The organism is Amycolatopsis sp. NPDC004378, from assembly GCF_053602455.1.
On record NZ_JBSGDR010000003.1, the window covers coordinates 195071 to 212368 of the forward strand.

17 protein-coding genes and 2 pseudogenes are annotated in these 17298 nt (G+C 73.1%); 11 read left to right on the forward strand and 8 right to left on the reverse strand.

The genetic code is table 11. From position 1 onward, the window contains the following. Window positions 1–7: 7 nt before the first annotated feature. Window positions 8–847, reverse strand: coding sequence for a hypothetical protein (locus tag ACWEN0_RS12455; protein ID WP_451972352.1), 840 nt, complete (start codon window positions 845–847; stop codon window positions 8–10). 44 nt (window positions 848–891) lie between these two features. On the opposite strand from ACWEN0_RS12455, the gene ACWEN0_RS12460 reads away from it, so the two are divergent. Then, window positions 892–1404: a DinB family protein gene (locus tag ACWEN0_RS12460; RefSeq protein WP_451972354.1), complete on the forward strand. Its 513-nt coding sequence runs from the start codon at window positions 892–894 to the stop codon at window positions 1402–1404. Between the two features lie 291 nt (window positions 1405–1695). Further along, the gene (gene srmL, locus ACWEN0_RS12465; RefSeq protein ID WP_451972356.1) at window positions 1696–2859 is read left to right on the forward strand and encodes a PheS-related mystery ligase SrmL; all 1164 of its coding nucleotides are present in this window, start codon (window positions 1696–1698) and stop codon (window positions 2857–2859) included. Here srmL and ACWEN0_RS12470 read toward each other — a convergent pair. Then, window positions 2791–3360, reverse strand: coding sequence for a TetR/AcrR family transcriptional regulator (locus ACWEN0_RS12470; RefSeq protein ID WP_451972358.1), 570 nt, complete (start codon window positions 3358–3360; stop codon window positions 2791–2793). The two genes, srmL and ACWEN0_RS12470, sit on opposite strands and share 69 nt — an antisense overlap. Before the next feature lie 80 nt (window positions 3361–3440). On the opposite strand from ACWEN0_RS12470, the gene ACWEN0_RS12475 reads away from it, so the two are divergent. Then, window positions 3441–4379 (forward strand): zinc-binding dehydrogenase, encoded by a 939-nt coding sequence (locus ACWEN0_RS12475; protein ID WP_451972360.1) that lies wholly within the window; start codon window positions 3441–3443, stop codon window positions 4377–4379. A gap of 263 nt (window positions 4380–4642) precedes the next feature. Here the strand turns inward: ACWEN0_RS12475 and ACWEN0_RS12480 are convergent. Further along, window positions 4643–4906, reverse strand: a pseudogene (locus ACWEN0_RS12480) (dihydrofolate reductase family protein); the annotation flags it as partial. Between the two features lie 39 nt (window positions 4907–4945). Here ACWEN0_RS12480 and ACWEN0_RS12485 point away from each other — a divergent pair. The 6 genes and pseudogenes from ACWEN0_RS12485 to ACWEN0_RS12510 form a co-directional block, all read left to right on the forward strand. After that, window positions 4946–5617: pseudogene (locus tag ACWEN0_RS12485) on the forward strand (LysR family transcriptional regulator); the annotation flags it as partial. Window positions 5618–5834: 217 nt separating this feature from the next. Next, complete coding sequence (locus tag ACWEN0_RS12490) at window positions 5835–6545, forward strand: MBL fold metallo-hydrolase (RefSeq protein WP_451972362.1); 711 nt, start codon at window positions 5835–5837, stop codon at window positions 6543–6545. Window positions 6546–6827: 282 nt separating this feature from the next. After that, a complete protein-coding gene (locus ACWEN0_RS12495) occupies window positions 6828–7646 on the forward strand; it encodes an ABC transporter permease (protein ID WP_451972364.1) in 819 nt (272 codons plus the stop codon). Further along, window positions 7631–8332, forward strand: coding sequence for an ABC transporter ATP-binding protein (locus ACWEN0_RS12500; RefSeq protein ID WP_451972366.1), 702 nt, complete (start codon window positions 7631–7633; stop codon window positions 8330–8332). Before ACWEN0_RS12495 ends, ACWEN0_RS12500 begins: the two co-directional genes overlap by 16 nt. Beyond that, window positions 8319–9329, forward strand: a complete 1011-nt coding sequence (locus ACWEN0_RS12505; RefSeq protein ID WP_451972367.1) for an ABC transporter substrate-binding protein — start codon at window positions 8319–8321, stop codon at window positions 9327–9329. Before ACWEN0_RS12500 ends, ACWEN0_RS12505 begins: the two co-directional genes overlap by 14 nt. Continuing rightward, entirely contained in the window at window positions 9326–10429 is a 1104-nt protein-coding gene (locus tag ACWEN0_RS12510; RefSeq protein WP_451972369.1) for an LLM class flavin-dependent oxidoreductase, read from the forward strand. The genes ACWEN0_RS12505 and ACWEN0_RS12510 overlap by 4 nt, the downstream gene beginning before the upstream one ends. On the opposite strand, the gene ACWEN0_RS12515 is transcribed toward ACWEN0_RS12510, so the two are convergent. The 5 genes from ACWEN0_RS12515 to ACWEN0_RS12535 form a co-directional block, all read right to left on the reverse strand. Continuing rightward, window positions 10426–11013, reverse strand: coding sequence for a class F sortase (locus ACWEN0_RS12515; protein WP_451972371.1), 588 nt, complete (start codon window positions 11011–11013; stop codon window positions 10426–10428). The two genes, ACWEN0_RS12510 and ACWEN0_RS12515, sit on opposite strands and share 4 nt — an antisense overlap. Beyond that, window positions 11003–11839, reverse strand: a complete 837-nt coding sequence (locus ACWEN0_RS12520) for a DUF4397 domain-containing protein (RefSeq protein WP_451972373.1) — start codon at window positions 11837–11839, stop codon at window positions 11003–11005. The genes ACWEN0_RS12515 and ACWEN0_RS12520 overlap by 11 nt, the downstream gene beginning before the upstream one ends. Window positions 11840–11858: 19 nt before the next feature. Further along, window positions 11859–13667 carry a glycosyl transferase gene (locus tag ACWEN0_RS12525; RefSeq protein ID WP_451972375.1) on the reverse strand — a complete coding sequence of 603 codons (1809 nt, stop codon included), beginning with the start codon at window positions 13665–13667 and terminating at the stop codon, window positions 11859–11861. 95 nt (window positions 13668–13762) lie between these two features. After that, window positions 13763–14548: an IclR family transcriptional regulator gene (locus ACWEN0_RS12530; protein ID WP_451972377.1), complete on the reverse strand. Its 786-nt coding sequence runs from the start codon at window positions 14546–14548 to the stop codon at window positions 13763–13765. 56 nt (window positions 14549–14604) lie between these two features. Further along, window positions 14605–15195, reverse strand: a complete 591-nt coding sequence (locus tag ACWEN0_RS12535; RefSeq protein ID WP_451972379.1) for a TetR/AcrR family transcriptional regulator — start codon at window positions 15193–15195, stop codon at window positions 14605–14607. 88 nt (window positions 15196–15283) lie between these two features. Between ACWEN0_RS12535 and ACWEN0_RS12540 the strand changes: the two genes are divergently transcribed. Both ACWEN0_RS12540 and ACWEN0_RS12545 read left to right on the forward strand, forming a co-directional pair. Then, a complete protein-coding gene (locus ACWEN0_RS12540) occupies window positions 15284–16201 on the forward strand; it encodes an oxygenase MpaB family protein (protein WP_451972381.1) in 918 nt (305 codons plus the stop codon). 10 nt (window positions 16202–16211) lie between these two features. Beyond that, entirely contained in the window at window positions 16212–17237 is a 1026-nt protein-coding gene (locus tag ACWEN0_RS12545; protein ID WP_451972383.1) for an LLM class F420-dependent oxidoreductase, read from the forward strand. Window positions 17238–17298: the final 61 nt, after the last annotated feature.

The following is a 17298-nucleotide window of genomic DNA, read 5'->3' on the forward strand; positions in this document are numbered from 1 at the left end:
CTTCGTCTCACTTCGCGGTCGTCACCGGCTCCGGCTCGCCGAAGCGGGCCAGCGCGAGCGCGGCGGCCACGGCGAGGACGAACCCGGCGACGGCCACGACCGCGAACCCCGGCCGGGTGCGGTCGCCGAGGACGAGCACGCCGACCAGCGACGGGAAGACCGTCTCGCCGAGCACCATCATCGCCGTGCTCGTCGTGACGCTTCCGCGTTGCAACGCCGTGGCGTAGAACAGCATCGCCATCCCGCCCGCGACCGCGACGGTGTAGGTCGCCGGGTCGGTGAGCAGGTCCAGCGGCGCGAGGCTGGGGATGATCCGGCCGGCGATCGCGACGACGCCGAAGCTCAGCCCGGCGACGAGCCCGAGCGCGGGCGTCCGCACCCGGCGGCTCGCCTTCCCGGCGACGATCCCGGCGGCCGCCAGGACGGCGACCGCGCCGATCAGCCCGAGCCGGAAGCCGAGCCCGACGGGGGCCGAGCCTTCGCTCTCGGCGGCCGCGCCGAGCAGCGCGAGCCCCGCGCACACGACGACCACGGCGGCCCATTCCCGCTTGCCGAGGTGGACGCCGAGGAACCGCGCGGCGACGGCCGTCACGGCGAGGCTGGCGGCGAGCGCGGCCTGCACGACGAACAACGGCAGGACGTGCAGCGCGGCGATCTGCGCGACGAACCCGAGGACGTCCAGGCACAGCCCGAGCACGAACTTCCACTGGCCGAGCACGCGGACCAGCAGTTTCGGGTCGACGCCGTCACCACCGGTGTCGGTGGCCTTCGCGGCGACCGACTGCATCACCGAAGCGACTCCGTACGCGCATGCCGCGCCGAGCGCGCAGAGCAGTCCCCACCACATGCCGATCACTCTATTTTGTCGGACCGGTGCGGTACCTTGCGGTCATGTCGAACACGAGTTCGAAGACGCGGCGTTCCTGGCCCGCGCCCCTGGCCGGCGACGAACTGCGCCTCCAGCTGGACTTCCTGCAGTTCCTCCGCGCGACGGCGGTCAACAAGGTGGCCGGGCTGACCCCGGAGGAAGCCGCGGCGGCGCCGTTCCCGACGTCACCGCGGATGAGCGCACTGGGGGTGCTGAAGCACCTGACGGCGGTCGAGCGGTGGTGGCTCTCGATCGAGGCGGGCGGAACGGACCTGCCGTCGCTGTGGGCGGGCTCCCCGGACCCGAGCTGGGACGTGGGCCCGGAGGACACGCCGGCATCGGTGGTGGCGGCGTACAAGGCCGAGTGGGCACGGTCGGAGCAGTCCCTGCGCCGCCTGGACCCGGACGACCGCACCCGCCGCCGGTCGGAGTTCACCGTCCGCTGGGTGGTGGCACACGTCGTCCAGGAGACGGCGCGGCACGTGGGGCACTTGGACCTGCTGCGCGAACTGGCCGACGGGGAGGTGGGTGAGTGATGACCGGGTGACGGGGCCGATGACTTGCAGGCGGGATCCGGGCAGCCGGATATCCGCCGGCGTGGCCGGTGAGTTGTCGGCTGGGCAATTCGCGTGACAGGGGCGCTAACCTGGGTTCGTGGCCGTCGTTGCGGGATACCGCCGATTTACCGGCCCCCTGGCCCTTCGCGGGTGCCAGCGGGGTTCCGGTGCCACCTTCGCGTACTGAGGTGTGACCTCACCGAACCTTGCCGGGCGTCCGGGGCCAGGGGGAGTTCCCCGGCCGCTCCCGTGAATCCCGGAGGTTCCGTCATGCCCGAAACACTCAGCCCGGCCCAGCTCATCCGCGACCTCGCCGTCCGCGATCTCACCGATCCCGCCGGCGGGCCGCACGCCATACAGCTCGTTGTCGACGAAGCCGTCGAGGCTCTCGCCGAAAAGTGGGGGTGCGAGGTTCGAAGGTGGCCCGGCGACCGGATCGTCACCGTTGCCGACAACTACGACAACCTCGGCTACGACCCCGCCGACGTCACCCGCGACGCGCGCTACACCCGGTACGTCGACGCCGCTCACGTGCTGCGCAGCCATTCCACTGCCATGGTCCCCGCCGCGCTGCGGGCGCTCGCCGCGAAGCCGGGCGATGACGTCCTGCTCGTCTGTGCGGGTGTCGTCTACCGGCGCGACAGCATCGACCGGCTGCACAGCGGCACCCCGCACCAGCTCGACCTCTGGCGCATCACCCGGCGGCCGACGACCCGCGCCGACCTCGGGGAGATGGTCGCCGCGCTCGTGCCCGGGCTGCGGTGGCGGCTCGAACCCCGCCGGCATCCGTACACAGTGGACGGTGCTCAGCTCGACGTCCGCCACGACGGTGGCTGGGTCGAGGTCGCCGAGTGCGGGCTCGCGCACCCGGCCGTCCTCGCGCGGGCCGGGCTCGGCGAGGGCTGGTCCGGGCTCGCGCTCGGCATGGGTCTCGACCGGATGCTCATGCTCCGCAAGGGCCTCCCGGACATCCGCCTGCTGCGCTCGGCCGAGCCCGCGGTCGCGGCCCAGCTCACCGACCTCGCGCCGTACCGGCCGGTGTCGGCGCTCCCGCCGGTCCGCCGCGACCTCTCGATCGCGGTGGCCGCGGACGACCGCGCGGAGGACCTCGGCGACCGCGTCCGGACCGCCCTCGGCGACGACGCGGACGTCGTCGAGTCGGTCGGCATCCACGAGGAGACGCCGGGTGCGGAGCTGCCGCCCCAGGCGCTGGCCCGGCTCGGCGCGACGCCGGACCAGAAGAACCTCCTCGTCCGGCTGGTCCTGCGCCCGCTGGGCGAGACGTTGTCCGACCACGAGGCGAACGTCCTGCGAGACCGGGCGTACGCCGCGCTGCACCGGGGGAGCGTGCACCAGTGGGCGGCGTCAGGCCCGCAGCCCTCGCAGCGCGATGGTGGCGAAGCGCCGGGAGGCGGCGACGCGGGCGGCCGGTGAAGAAGCCTGGATCCCGCTGTTCGCCATGAGCACGAGGACCAGGTCGTCCAGGACGACGTCCGCACGCACGTGGCCGGCGTCCTGGGCGCGGCGGGTCAGCTGCGCGAGCGACTTCAACGCCCGTTCGCGGTCGGTCGTGAAGTCCACGGCGTGCGGGAAGGCCGAGACGAACGCCGCCGTGAAGCCGCGGTCCCGCGCGTGCAGCTCGCAGAGCCGCTCGACCACCAGCGCGAAGCCGTGCCACGGGTCCGGGTCGGCGAGCCCTTCGTCGACGATGGCGTAGCACGCGCGCATCTGGTCCGTGAACGCCTCGGTGACCAGCAGCTCCTTGGTCGGGAACCGCCGGTAGAGGGTGGCCGGGCCGACGCCGGCGCGGCGGGCGATCTCCCGCATCGGCACGTTCAGGCCCTCGGCGGCGAACACCTCGCGTGCCGCGTCGAGGAGACGCTCGCGGTTGTCGCGCGCGTCGGAACGCAGCATCTGAGGCAATCGGTCGGCCACCCTCTCACTTTAGCGAAACGGACGCCCCCGTCCGTTACCGTCCGGCGCGACACCCCGGTCCCCGATGGACGGAGAACGCAGTGAAAGCAGTCGCGGTACGGGCGTTCGGCGGCCCCGACGGGCTCGCGATCGTCGACCTCCCGGCCCCGGAACCGGCCGCCGGGCAGGTGCTGATCGCCACCGAGGCGATCGGCGTCGGCGGCGTCGACGCCTTGATCCGCAGCGGCGCCCTGGCGGCCTACGGCTTCGAGAACGGGCACATCCTCGGCGGCGAGGTGGCCGGCGTCGTCACCGCCACCGGCGACGGCGTCGCCCCGTCGTGGACCGGACGGCGCGTGTGGGCGTTCAGCGGAAGCGGCGGTTACGCCGAGCAGGTGGTCGCCCCGGTGACCATGCTCGTCCCGCTCCCGGAGTCCCGGTCGGCCGTCGACGCGGTGACGCTCGGCAGCTCGGGAGCCGTAGCCCACTTCGGTCTCCGCCACGCCCGCTTCGCTCCCGGCGAGTCGGTGCTGGTGCGCGGCGCGGCGGGCGGCCTCGGGATCATGACCGTCCAGCTCGCGGCCCGCGGCGGTGCCGGCGCGATCGCGGTCACGACGTCTTCGCCCGAGCGCGGCGAGCTCCTGCGCAAGCTCGGCGCGACGCACGTGGTGGACCGCGCCGGCGAGGGAAGCGACGACACCTACGACGTCATCGTCGACGTCGTCGCCGGGCCCGGTCTGCCGTCGTTCTTCGCGAGGCTGAAGCCGAACGGACGGCTCGTGGCGGTCGGCGCGGTCGCCGGCGAGCCACCCGCGGACTTCGGCGCGGAGTTGTTCAGCGCGTTCCGGAAGTCGTTGTCGTTCGCCACCTTCAGCGCGGACACCGTGCCCGAAGCCGACCGGCGCGCCGTGATCGCGGACCTGCTCGGCAGCGGCCTGACCGCGGTCGTGCACGAGGTCCTTCCCCTGGAGGAAGCCGTGCTCGCGCATCGGAAGCTGCTGGACGGCGAAGTGTTCGGCCGGCTCGTGCTCACGCCGTGACCACGCGGTAGATCTGGTGCGTGACGGCGTCGGCGGCCCGGGACTGCACCTGCTCGAGGTTCAACGGCGGGACGCCGTCGAACAGCCGCGTGCCCGCGCCGAGCGTCATCGGCACGGATGTGCAGCCGTATTTTGTCGATCAGGCCGGCGGCGAGGTACTGGTTGACCGTGGTCGCGCCGCCGTGGACCGAGATGTCGCCGTCCATCGGCTGCGGGTCGCGCGGGTGGTGGGTGAGCACGAAGACTTCGCCGTGGTACGGCGGGTTGTCGCCCCACCAGCCCGTCCACGGCCGGTCCCACGCGCCGCGCACCGGGCCGAACATGGCGCGGCCCATGATGAACGCCTTGGCGGTCATCGTCCGGGCGAACTCGGCCGGGTGCTTCTCGGGTCCCTCGGAGTACCAGGCGTGCAGCCGGTCGCCCCAGCCGTCGCCGCCGTCGTCGCCGAACGGGCGCTGCTCGGTCTGGTTGAGCCCGGCGGAGTAGCCGTCGAGCGAGATCGCGAGTTCGCAGGTCACCTTGCCCATTGCGCCGCCCCTGTGTCCGGTGGTCCGTCGAAGACCAGGATGAACCGGAGGCCGCTGAACCTGGTCCACCTCAAGGTCCTGGCCGCGGTGGCCCGGCACGAATCGGTGACCGAAGCGGCCCGGGAGCTGCACTGTTCGCAGCCGTCGGTGAGCCACCACCTGTCCCGGCTGGAAGCGGCGACCGGCGTCAAGCTCGTGCAGCGGATCGGCCGGGGGATCCGCCTGACGCCGGAAGGGCGGCTGCCGGCCGGCCGGGCCGCCGAGATCGTCGGCCGGGTCGACGCGGCGTCCACCGAGCTGGCCGCGCACGTCGGCCTGCAGACCGGCCGCGTCCGCCTGGCCGCCAACGCGTCCGTGCTGAGCACGATCGTGCCGGCCGCCGTCACCGCGCTGGCACGGGCGCACCCGGGCCTCCGGCTGAGCCTGGTCGACGAGCACCCGGTCGAAGCCCTGAAGCTGCTGCGGCACGGCGAAATCGACGTCGCCCTCGTCTTCCGGCACACCGGCGCGCCGGTGGAGGCCGAGGGGTTCCGCTTCCGCCACCTCACCGACGACCCGATCCACCTGATCAGCCGCAGTGCCGGCGACAGCCTCGCGAACCACCGCGACTCCGCCTGGATCGGCGGGTGCGACCGGTGCCGGGCGGAGCTGACGGCGGTGTGCTCGCAGGCGGGCTTCACCCCGCGCATCGGCTCGTTCAGCGACGACATGGTCGTCGTCCAGGCCCTGGTGGCGGGCGGCACGGGCGTGGCCACCCTGCCCGGCCTGGCCCCTCCAGGTCCACCGCCGGCCCGACATCCACGCCACCGAACCGACCGGCCTGCACCGCCGCATCCACGCGGCCACCTACGGCGACCCGCCCGACCCGCCCGCCGTCGCGGCGGTCCTGGCCGCGCTCGCCGAGGCGGCCGCCCCGTAGGGTGTGGCCATGGCAGATCGGCTCTACTTCCGGCAGCTGCTCGCCGGGCGGGACTTCGCCGTCGGCGACCCGGTCGCGACGCAGATGGTGAACTTCGCCTACCTCATCGGCGATCGGGACACCCAGGACGCGGTGATCGTCGATCCCGCCTACGCCGTGCAGGATCTCGTGGACGTCCTCGAGAGCGACGGCATGCGGCTCACCGGGGTGCTCGCCACGCACCACCACCCCGACCACGTCGGCGGCGCCATGATGGGCTTCTCGCTGCCGGGGATCGCCGAGCTGCTCGCCATCGAGCAGGTGCCGATCCACGTCAACGGGGCCGAGACCGAATGGGTCCGGCGCGTCACCGGCGTCTCCGGGACCGACCTGCGCGCGCACGACCACGACGACGTCCTCGAGGTCGGCTCGATCCCGATCCGGCTGCTGCACACGCCCGGCCACACCCCGGGCAGCCAGTGCTTCCTCGTCGAGGACAAGCTCGTCTCCGGCGACACGCTCTTCCTCGAAGGCTGTGGCCGCACGGACTTCCCCGGCGGCGACGCCGAGGAGATCTACCGCAGCCTGCAGGCACTGGCCGGGCTGGCCGGCGATCCCGTCGTCTACCCCGGGCACCAGTATTCGGCCGAACCGTCGGCCGCGCTGTCCGAGGTGAAGCGCACCAACTTCGTCTACCGGCCGCGGTCGCTGGACGAGTGGAAGGTCATGTTCGGCGGCTGACGCGCGCGGAGACGGCGGCCCGCCCGGGGGACTTCGACGCGGTGAAACCGTTGCCGCGTAAGCCCTTTCGGTGGCCGCGACGCTGGTCGAGCCGGACGTCGACCCGCTGCGCTGCTTCGGCAGGGTAGCGGGGCGGCCGACGCCGTGATCCGCCGTTCCACGGGCTGAAACACCCGGAGTTCACGGACTGGGAGTACGCGTCCACGGATTGACTTCACCGGCACGGGGCTCGAAGCTCGGGACCACGCAATCCCCGAAGAACCCCGTCCCCGGGAGAAATCCGTGTCGATTTCCACCACGGGCGTGCTGGCGCGCGCCCGGAAACGCGCCGACGAGCCGCCGCGCCGAAGTGTGCCGAGGCTGGACCTGCGGCGCTGGATCAGTCCGGTGGTGCTTCTCGCCGCTTGGCAGCTGGCCAGTGCCACCGGTGTCCTGCCGTCGGACAAGCTCAGTTCTCCGTGGACGGTGGTGCAGGCGGGTGTGGAAGTCGCGCGCAGCGGCGAACTCGGCGACGCGTTCGCGGTTTCGCTCGGCCGGGTCGGTGCCGGGTTCGCGATCGGTGCGGTCGTCGGGGTGGTGCTGGGCGTCGTGTCCGGGCTGTCCCGGTGGGGTGAGGCGCTGGTCGACCCGCCGGTGCAGATGCTGCGGACGTTGCCGTTCCTCGGCTTGATCCCGTTGTTCATCCTGTGGTTCGGGATCGGGGAGGAGACGAAGGTCGTGCTGGTCGCGCTCGGGGTGGCGTTCCCGTTGTACCTGAACGTCCATTCGGGAATCCGCGGGGCCGACCCGGATCTCGTGGAGGCGTCGCGGGCGCTCGGGTTCAGCCGCGCGGAACGGCTCTGGCACGTCGTGCTGCCGGGTGCGTTGCCTCAGGCGCTCGTCGGGCTGCGGCAGTCGCTGGGCCTGGCCTGGCTCGCGCTGATCGTGGGTGAGACGGTCAACGCGGACGCCGGGGTCGGCTACCTGATCAACAATGCGCGGGAGTTCCTGCGCACCGACGTCGTGGTCGTCGGGCTCGTCCTGTACGCCCTGCTCGGCCTGGTCACCGATGCGCTGGTCCGGCTGCTCGAACGGAAGGTGCTGCGGTGGCGAACCCGGTAGCCGAGGTCCGTGACCTCACCAAGCGGTTCGGTGACCGCACTGTCCTGAAGGGACTCGACCTGACCGTCGAGCGCGGCGAGTTCGTCGCCTTGCTGGGGCGCTCCGGGTCGGGCAAGTCGACGCTGTTGCGGGTGCTGGCCGGGCTCGACCACGACGTGGAGGGCCGTGCGGACGTGACCGGGACCGTCTCGGTCGCGTTCCAGCAGCCGCGGCTGCTGCCGTGGCGGAAGGTGTGGCGCAACGTCGTGCTCGGCCTGCGCCAGGACGGCGTGTCCAAGTCCCGTAACCGCGCGCTGGCGGACAAGGCGCTGGGCGAGGTGCACCTGGCCGCGCACGCCGACGATTGGCCGCTGACGCTGTCCGGCGGTGAGGCGCAGCGCGTGTCGCTGGCCCGCGCGCTGGTGCGGGAGCCGGACTTGCTCCTGCTCGACGAGCCGTTCGGCGCGCTCGACGCCCTCACGCGGATCGCGATGCACGGGCTCGTCCAGGACCTGTGGCGCAGCCACCGGCCGGGTGTGCTGCTGGTGACCCACGACGTCGACGAAGCCCTCCGGCTCGCCGGGCGGGTCCTGGTGCTCGACGGCGGCCGGATCGTCGCCGAGCACCGGCCGGGCGACGCCGACCACGACGACCTCCGCCGGCGCGTGCTGGCCGATTTGGGAGTGACCGAAGATGCAGTGGCGTAACGGGCTGGCCGCGGCCGCGGTGGCGTTCGCGCTGGCCGGGTGCGGCTCGGCGACCGGCTCCGACCAGGCGGCCGTGCCGCCGCCGGTGAGCGCGGCGGACCTGGCGAAGGTGACGCTCAAGGTCGGTGACCAGAAGGGCGGCGTGAAGTCGCTGCTCACCGCGGCCGGCGAGCTCACCGGCCTGCCGTACAAGATCGAGTGGTCGACGTTCACCTCGGGCCCGCCGCTGCTCGAAGCGGCGTCGGCCGGGGCGATCGACGCCGGGCGGGTCGGCAACACCCCGCCGATCTTCGCGGCCGCGGCCAAGGCGAAGATCAAGGTGATCAGCGTGTCGTACAGCAACGTCGAGCGGGAGGCCATCCTCGTCCCGCCCGACTCGCCACTGCAGAACGCCGCCGCGCTGAAGGGCAAGACGATCGGGGTGGCGAAGGGCAGCTCGGCGCACGGCCAGCTGCTGAACACCCTCCACAACGCCGGACTGTCCACAAGGGACGTGAAGCTCAGCTTCCTGCAGCCGGCGGAGGCGTACGCCGCCTTCACCCAGCACCAGATCGACGCCTGGGCGATCTGGGACCCCTACACCGCGCAAGCGCAGCTCGAAGCGCACGCCCGCGTGCTCGCCGACGGCCGCGGCGCGTCCAACGGCCTGGGCTTCCTGACCGCCGGCACCGCGGCCCTCTCCGATCCCGGCAAGAACTCCGCATTGCGGGACTTCGCGAGCCGAGTGGTCAAGGCGCAGAAGTGGGCGGACACGCACCGGCCGGAGTGGGCGCAGGCGTGGGCCAAGGAGACCGGGCTCAAGCTCGACGTCGCGCAGAAGGCCGTCGACGCCGGGCGTGACCTGCCCATCCCACTGGACGACTCCGTGGTGAGTTCGGAACAACAGCTCGCGGACGCGTTCACCGACGAGAAGACGCTGCCGGGCAAGGTGGACTTCGCCGCGTTCGTCGACCGGCGGTTCGCCCCCGAGCTGGATCAGGCGAGGAGCAACGGATGAGCATCAGGCTGCACTGGTTCCTGCCCACCAGCGGCGACGGCCGCACGATCGTGGAACGCTTCCACGCCAACCGGTCCCAGGGCCCGTCCGCGCAGCGCGAGCCGGACCTGGACTACCTGGCCCAGGTCGCCCGCGCCGCCGAGCGGCAGGGCTTCGAAGGCGTGCTGACCCCGACCGGCACGTGGTGCGAGGACGCCTGGCTGACCACGGCCGCGCTGATCCGCGAGACGTCGCGGCTGAAGTTCCTGGTCGCGTTCCGCCCCGGCGTCATCTCGCCGACCCTGGCGGCGCAGATGGCCGGGACGTTCCAGCGCCTGTCGAACGGCCGGGTGCTGCTCAACATCGTCACCGGCGGTGACGCGGTCGAGCAGCGGCGTTTCGGCGACTGGCACGACCACGACGCCCGGTACGCCCGCACGGACGAGTTCCTGACGATCGTCCGCGGCGTGTGGTCGGGGCAGCCGGTCACCTTCGAAGGCGAGCACCTGCGCGTCGAAGGCGCGACGACCCTGGCCGCACCCGACCCGGTGCCGCCGATCTACTTCGGAGGCTCGTCGCCGGCCGCGCTGCCGGTCGCGGCGCGGCACGCCGACGTCTACCTGACCTGGGGCGAACCGCCCGCGCAGGTGGCGGAGAAGATCGCCAAGGTCCGCGCCCTGGCGGGCGACCGGCCGATCCGCTTCGGCGTCCGGCTGCACACGATCTCGCGCGACACGTCGGCCGAGGCGTGGGCCGAAGCGCAGAAGCTCCTGGACGCGCTGAGCCCCGAGCAGGTCGCGAAGGCCCAGGCGCAGCTGGCCGCGAGCGAGTCCGTGGGACAGCAGCGGATGGTGGCGCTGCACGGCGGCCGGACGGACGGCGGCGTGCGCGGCCTGGAGATCCACCCGAACCTCTGGGCCGGCGTCGGCCTGGTCCGCGGCGGCGCGGGCACCGCGCTGGTCGGCAGCCACGGCGAAGTCGCGGACCTGCTCGAGGAGTACCACAGCGTCGGCGTCACCGAGTTCGTGCTGTCGGGCTACCCGCACCTGGAGGAGGCGTACTGGTTCGGCGACGGCGTCCGGCCGGAGCTCGCCCGGCGCGGGCTGATCAAGGAGGTCTAACCCCAGCGCGTCGAGGCGTAGACGACGATGTTGTCCCGGTACGACCGCTTCGCCGCGTCGAAGCTGCCGCCGCAGGTGATGAGCCGCAGCGCGCTGCCCGGCGCGGGGCCGTACACCGCGTCGGTGGGGAACGCGTTCTTCGGGTAGCGCTGGACACCGTCCACGACGAACCGGGTTTCCCCGCCGTCGGAGCGCGTGACGAACACTTGGTCACCGTCGCGCAGGTCGCGCAGCCGGAAGAACGGCGCCGGCCCGGACCGGGAGTCGACGTGCGCGGCGATCACCGCCGGGCCCGGGTCGCCCGGCACCGGGCCGGCGGCGTACCAGCCGACGTCCTCGAAGCGTTCCGGGGCTTCCAGCTGGTGGTCGGCGCCCAGGCCGAGCGGGACGAGCGCGGCCGCGTCCACGCCGATGGCGGGGATCCGCAGCCGCACCGGGTGCACGGCCGGAGCCGCGGGCAGCGGCTTCGGCCCGGTCGCTGACGTCGTCGCCGCGGTGGCCGTCGGTGCGGGCGCGGCCGGAGCCGCGGAACAGCCCGCGGCCACCGCCGCGACGACCAGGAGCGCGCCCAGCTCAGCGCGCACGCGCCACCCAGCGCCGGACGAAGAACGCGCCGAGCAGCCCGGCGGCCAGGAACGCCGCCCACCACGGCGGCCCGGACGACGGTGCCGTGCCGCCTCCGCCGGTTTCGACGCCGAGCTTCGGCGGCTGGGGCAGCGACGCGCCGTCGGAGATCGGGTTCGCCTTGAGCGAGCCGGAGTTCTCGGTGACCAGGACCGTCGTCGACGACCCGGCCTTGACGTCGACTTCGGCGGTCGACTTCACCGAGCCGCCGCTCAGCTGCAGCGGCCACCGGCCTTCGGGAACGTCCACATAGGACGACGTCTGGCCGTAGGCCGCGTCCTTGGCGAACGCGACGCCGGTGGGGCCTTCGACGGTGACCGGCGCGATCGCCGCCGAGCCTTCGACCACCCGCAGCCGGCCCTTGCCCGCCGCGGGCGCGGTGAGGTCGTCGGTGACCAGATCGCCCTTGAGCGTGCCGTCGGGTCCGTTCGCGAAGACCAGCAGCGAATAGGCGGTGCGCTCCGCGATGTCGATCGTCGCCGAGAGCGCCGGCGGAGTGCTGGCCGCGGCGTCGGCGGGCCGCATCGACAGCGTGTACTTGCCGGGGTCGAGCGAGGAGTACGGGGTGACCGCGCCGTAGCCGGCCTTGCGGATGACGACCTTCTCGGCTTGGCCGAACGGCGCGAAGTAGATGTCCACCGGCGGCACCTTCGGCGACAGGTGGCCGACCCGGATCCAGCCGACGCCCGGGCCGGGCGCGGTCGCCGCCTGGGCGGTCACGGGCGTGAGCGCGACGAGCAGGAGGGCCGCGGCGGTCAGCCCGCCGGGTCTGAGCAGGGTACGCATCGGCAGTTCCTTTCGCCGGTCAGGGAGAGGAGAACGGGACGAGCAGTCCCGGGGGCGCGAACAGCGGATAGGTGACGAGCACGCCGCCGCCGGTCCGGGCGACCGACGACGGGCGGAACAGGTCGCGCTGGCCGGTGTAGAACGCGGCCGCGCCGTCTTCGCCGCCGGTCAGCAGCACCCGGCGGCGCGGCTGCCCGGCGGGGTCCTCGCCGGGGACCCCGGGGAAGGCGGCGACGCGGACCGGCTGGAGCGCCGCGAGCGCGGCGATCGTCGCGATCAGGCGCGGGTCGACGCGGCCCGCTCGGAGCACGGCGACGGCGTCCGGGGCGAAGGCGATCCGCGTCGACGCCGCCAGCGCCGCACCCGCGTGGGCCCGCGCCGAAGCCTCCGACGGCGCGGCCGGGTCGGCGGGCGGCAGGCCGAGGCGGGAGACGGTCACTCCCTGGTCGCCGCCGCCGAAGACGGCGGTCGCCGCGGAATCGTCGAACGCGGCGTCGAGGGCCGGGTAACGCCGGCGGAGGTCGTTCGCGTCGCCGGCGAAGACGGCCCATTCGGCGGGCGGGCAGGTCGCGGCGCAGGCTGCGGGCGCGACGAGCATTCCGGTCGGCCAGCCGGCTTTCGCGAGTTCGGCCCAGGCCGCGTCGTCGACCAGCACGCGGGCGCCGGAAGCGTTGGCCCGCAGCCATTCCTGTGCGCCGGTGAGCGGGCCGGCCCGGTCGGTCGAAGGGCGCAGGGCGGGGTAGCCGTACACCCAGCCGGCGGCGACCACGGCGACGAGGACGGCCGCGGCGAACGCGACCGCGCCGCGGTGGCTCCGGTTCTCCCGGTGCGCTTTCACCCGCTGCCGGCTCGCCGCCTGGACGACCCCGGCGAGCAGCACCGGCGTGACCGGCAGCAGCAGGGCGAGCACGGCGGTGTCCGGGACGCCGGGGACGAGCAGGGCCGCGACGAGCAGCAGGCCGGTCACCGCGAGCGGGCGCAGGGCCGTCACGGCCAGTGCGGCCACGAGCGCGACGGTCGAGAGCACCGCCCACGCCGGGTCGAGCGCGACCCAGCCGGCGACCGTCGGCGGACCCGGGTCCGCCAGGTGCGGCCGGAGGAGCCCGGCCGCCGGGCCGAACGCGATGCCCAGGCCGAGGTTGAGCAGCACCGCCACGAGCGCGGCTCGCACCGGCGCGCGCCGCACCAGCAGCCAGCCCGCCGCGGGCAGGAAGACCAGCGCCAGCGGGGAGGTGAGCACGGCGGCCAGCAGGCAGACCGTGGCCAGCACGTCGTGCCGGATCCGCGCGTCCGGCTTGGTGATCAGGACCAGGGCGCCCAGTGCCCAGACCACCGCGAGGTGCTCCACGACGACGAGCCGCTGCAGGCCGAGCGCGAGCGGGGACGCCGCGAGCAGCACCACCGCGGCCGCCGCGGCCCACCGCGTCAACCCGGTCCGGCGGGCCAGGAACCACAGCAGCACCGCGCCGATCGCCGCGGCCACGATCATCGTCTCGCGGACCGCCGCGAGCGCGGAGGCCGAGCGGCCGAAGGCGTCCGAAACCATCGTGTAGGCCGAAAGCTGCCACCAGCCGAGCGGGCTGACGCCGGCGCCGCCCGCGTCCGTGAACGACGTGAGGTGGCCAAGGGCGTAGGCGTGGGCGACGTTCGCGGCTTCGGCGGGCAGCGCCGGGGCCGGCGCGGCGAGGTAGAGCACGCGCAGCCCGCCCGTCAGCGCCAGCAGTGCGAGCACGATGTCGAGGGACAGCAACCGGTGCGCGGCCGCCGGTCCCGGGAACGTCGCGGGGGAGTGGCCCGTGAAGGTCGTCTCCCGGCTGTGCTGGGCCATTGGACGGATCGTAGCCGCTCCCGATCACCCGTCCAGCTCGGGACGATTACGTCAGCCGGACGGCCTAGAGGAAGGAAAAGCCTTGTCCCGCAAGATTATTTCCGACCGTCCGGAGTGGAGCCGGAGAGCGTGCGGGTGAGCGCGAGTGCCACCGTCCGGACGGCGGGCGCGACCCGTTCGGTGCGCATCCGGTTGGCCCAGCCGGAAATCGAGACCGCGGCCACCGCGACGCCGCGCGCGTCGAGCAGCGGGCTGGCCGCGCACACCACGCCGACGCCGGATTCCTCGCGCTCCAAGGCGATCCCGTCCTCGCGAACGCGCGTCAGCTGCCGGCGCAGCAGTCCGGGCGCGGTGATCGTCTTCGGGCTCATGCGGGGTAATCCGGCGTCGATCACCTGGTTCACCACGGATTCCGGAGAAAACGCGAGGATCGCCTTGCCGACGCCGGTGGCGTGCGCGGGGAACCGGCCGCCGATGCGCGAAGGCAGCGTCGGCGCGTCCGGCCCGCGCAGCACGTCGAGGTAGACGACTTCGGTGCCTTCGAGGATGGCGAGGTGGACGGTGTTGCGCGTCGCTTCGCGGAGGTCGGCGAGGTACGGCCGCGCGGCTTCGACGAGCCCCCGCCGGGGTGAGGCCAGTTGGCCGATTTCGAACAGCCGCAGCCCGAGCCGCACGGAGCCGTCCTGGCGCTCGAGGAGACCGGTTCCGGTCAGGTGCCCGACGAGCCGGTGCACGGTCGTCTTCGCCAGCCCGGTCCGGCGGGCCAGTTCGGACACGCCGAGGGCTTCGTCGCCCGGCCGGAAGGCTTCGAGGAGCGCGGCGAGCCGGGCCGCGACGAGCCCGTCGCCGCTGACGCCGTCGTTCCGCCCAGCGGTACGCATGGGTTGAGTGTGCCCGATCGCCCGCGCGACTGTCACCAGGTCAGCGGGAGGTGGGGTCAGTGGTCGTCGGCGCCGAGCACGAGTTTCACGCAGTGGGCGACGAGCCGCTCGCGCGAGACCTTCAGCGAGCCGTCGAGGTAGGCGATGAAGACGTTGCTCAACGCCCCGACCAGCCCGATGGCGACCATCCGGCGCTCGGTTTCGTCGCCGTGGGACAGCTGCTCGCCGACGAGCGCGGCGAACACCGGCAGCAGGTGCAGGCCCCGGCGGGTCAGCGCCGGGTCGGTGAGCGGCGCGAGCAGCAGGACCCGGCCCTTGCGGGGGTCGTCGACGATCAGCTCGACGAACGTGCGCACGGCGTGCCCGGCCCGCAGCGTCGGGTTCGGCGCGTCGCGGACCGCGTCGACCAGGGCCTGCCGCGCCTGCTCGCCGACGTGCTCGTACACCGCCGCGACGAGCTCTTCGCGGTCGCTGAAGCTCTCGTAGAAGTAGCGCTCGGTGAGCTTCGCCTGCCGGCACACCGCGCGAACGCTCGTGCCGGCCGAGCCTTCGGTGCCCAGCAGCTCGAGACCCGCGGAGACGAGCTGTTCGCGCCGCAGCGCCTTCCGGTCGTCCAGGGTCGTGCCCGCCCACGTGCGGCCCGGCATGCTCACTCCTCGGTTGACTACAACTGTTGTCAGATCCTAGCCTGACAACAGCCGTGGTCAGTTCAAGACTCGACGAGGAGCGCTGCCGATGACGCCGGAACCCCTGGGGCCCGACTCGCTGACCTGGAAGTACTTCGGCGACTGGCGCGGCCTGCTCATCGCCCTGTGGGCCGGGTCGATGCAGAACATGCACCCCGGCCTCGGGGCCGGCGTCGAGCAGCACTCGCGGTTCTTCGAGGAGCGCTGGCAGCGCCTGTTCCGCTCGCTCTACCCGATCGGGGGAGTCGTCTACGACGGCCCGCGCGCGCACCGGACCGCCTTGGAAGTCCGCGGTTACCACGACCGCATCAAGGGCGTAGACGCGAAGGGCCGGCGCTACCACGCGCTCGACCCGGACACCTACTACTGGGCGCACTCGACGTTCTTCGTCAGCACCATCCTCATCGCCGACCACTTCATGGGCGGCATCGGCGAGGCGGAGAAGCGGCGGCTGTTCGACGAGCACGTCACGTGGTGGCGGATGTACGACATGACCATGCGGCCGGTGCCCGAGAGCTGGGAGGACTTCCAGCGCTACTGGAAGCACATGTGCGCCGAGGTCCTGGAGGACAACAAGGCCACCCGGGACGTCCTCGACCTGCGCGGGATCGCGAAGCCGCCGTTCCTGCCCTGGCTGCCGGACGCACTGTGGCGGCCGGTGAGCGCGCTGATCGCCCGTAACTTCGTCTGGCTGACCACCGGGCTCTACGACCGGGAGGTCCGCGACCTGCTCGGCCTGCGGTGGTCCGAGCGCGACGCGCGCCGGCACCGGCGAGCGGGGAAGCTGATCAACGCGGTGTTCAAGCTCGTCCCGCACGACCGCCGCTACCACCCGCGGGCGCGCGCCGGCTGGCGGCGCGTGCGCGGCGAGGTGGCTCCGGACGCCGACTTGGTCGAGACTCCACGCAGGAACCTGCCGCCGCTGTCGGAGCGGGGCAAGCCCGAGCACTACGCGCCGAACGTCTAGGAGGCATCACGTGAAGCTGGGATTCCACGTCGGGTACTGGGGCAGCGGCCCGACCCCGGGCGCGCTGGAGGCCGTGCTCAAGGCCGAGGAGCTCGGCTTCGACTCGGTGTGGACGGCCGAGGCGTACGGCTCGGACGCCTTCACGCCGCTGGCCTGGTACGGCGCCTCGACCAGCCGGATCCGGCTCGGCACGAACATCGTCCAGATGGCCGCGCGCACCCCGACCGCGACGGCGATGAGCGCGATGACCCTGGACCACCTCTCCGGCGGCCGGATGGTGCTCGGGCTCGGCGCGTCCGGCCCGCAGGTCGTCGAGGGCTGGTACGGCCAGCCGTACCCGAAGCCCCTGGAGCGGACGCGGGAGTACGTGGACATCGTCCGCCAGGTGATCGCGCGCGAGGCGCCGGTGACCCTGGACGGCCGGCACTTCCAGCTGCCGCTGCAGGGCGGGACGGGGCTGGGCAAGGCGCTCAAGCCGACGGTGCACCCGCTGCGCAAGGAGATCCCGATCCACCTGGCCGCGGAGGGCCCGAAGAACGTCGCCCTGGCGGCCGAGATCGGCGACGGCTGGCTCCCGCTGTTCTTCTCGCCCAAGAGCAACGCCTTCTACAAGGCCGCGCTGGAAGAGGGCTTCGCGCGTGAAGGCGCCCGGCACACCTTCGACACGTTCGAAGTGCCGTGCTCGATCCCGGTGATCGTCCACGACGACGTCGAGGAGGCGGCTTCGTGGATCAAGCCGTCGCTGGCCCTGTACATCGGCGGGATGGGCGCGAAGAGCGTCAACTTCCACCACGACGTCTTCGCCCGGCTGGGGTACGAGGACGTGGCGGACAAGGTCCAGGAGCTGTTCCTCGCGGGCCGCAAGGACGAGGCGACCGCGGCCATCCCGACGTCGCTGGTGGAGGACACGTCGCTGATCGGGCCGCCGGCGAAGATCCGCGACGAACTGCAGGCCTGGGAGGAAACGGTCGTCACCCAGCTCCTCCTGCGCGGCGACGCCGCCACGCTGGCGAAGATCGCCGACGCACTGGGCTGACCGGTACTTTTGCCGGGTTGCCGAGGTGGCGGCGCTCCCGTACGGTCCCCGACTAACGCGA

Coding starts and splice junctions, on each gene's coding strand:
- ACWEN0_RS12455 (WP_451972352.1), bottom strand. CDS start 847: ATGTGGTGGGGACTGCTCTGCGCGCTCGGCGCGGCATGCGCGTACGGA.
- ACWEN0_RS12460 (WP_451972354.1), top strand. CDS start 892: ATGTCGAACACGAGTTCGAAGACGCGGCGTTCCTGGCCCGCGCCCCTG.
- srmL (WP_451972356.1), top strand. CDS start 1,696: ATGCCCGAAACACTCAGCCCGGCCCAGCTCATCCGCGACCTCGCCGTC.
- ACWEN0_RS12490 (WP_451972362.1), top strand. CDS start 5,835: ATGGCAGATCGGCTCTACTTCCGGCAGCTGCTCGCCGGGCGGGACTTC.
- ACWEN0_RS12505 (WP_451972367.1), top strand. CDS start 8,319: ATGCAGTGGCGTAACGGGCTGGCCGCGGCCGCGGTGGCGTTCGCGCTG.
- ACWEN0_RS12510 (WP_451972369.1), top strand. CDS start 9,326: ATGAGCATCAGGCTGCACTGGTTCCTGCCCACCAGCGGCGACGGCCGC.
- ACWEN0_RS12520 (WP_451972373.1), bottom strand. CDS start 11,839: ATGCGTACCCTGCTCAGACCCGGCGGGCTGACCGCCGCGGCCCTCCTG.
- ACWEN0_RS12525 (WP_451972375.1), bottom strand. CDS start 13,667: ATGGCCCAGCACAGCCGGGAGACGACCTTCACGGGCCACTCCCCCGCG.
- ACWEN0_RS12530 (WP_451972377.1), bottom strand. CDS start 14,548: ATGCGTACCGCTGGGCGGAACGACGGCGTCAGCGGCGACGGGCTCGTC.
- ACWEN0_RS12535 (WP_451972379.1), bottom strand. CDS start 15,195: ATGCCGGGCCGCACGTGGGCGGGCACGACCCTGGACGACCGGAAGGCG.
- ACWEN0_RS12540 (WP_451972381.1), top strand. CDS start 15,284: ATGACGCCGGAACCCCTGGGGCCCGACTCGCTGACCTGGAAGTACTTC.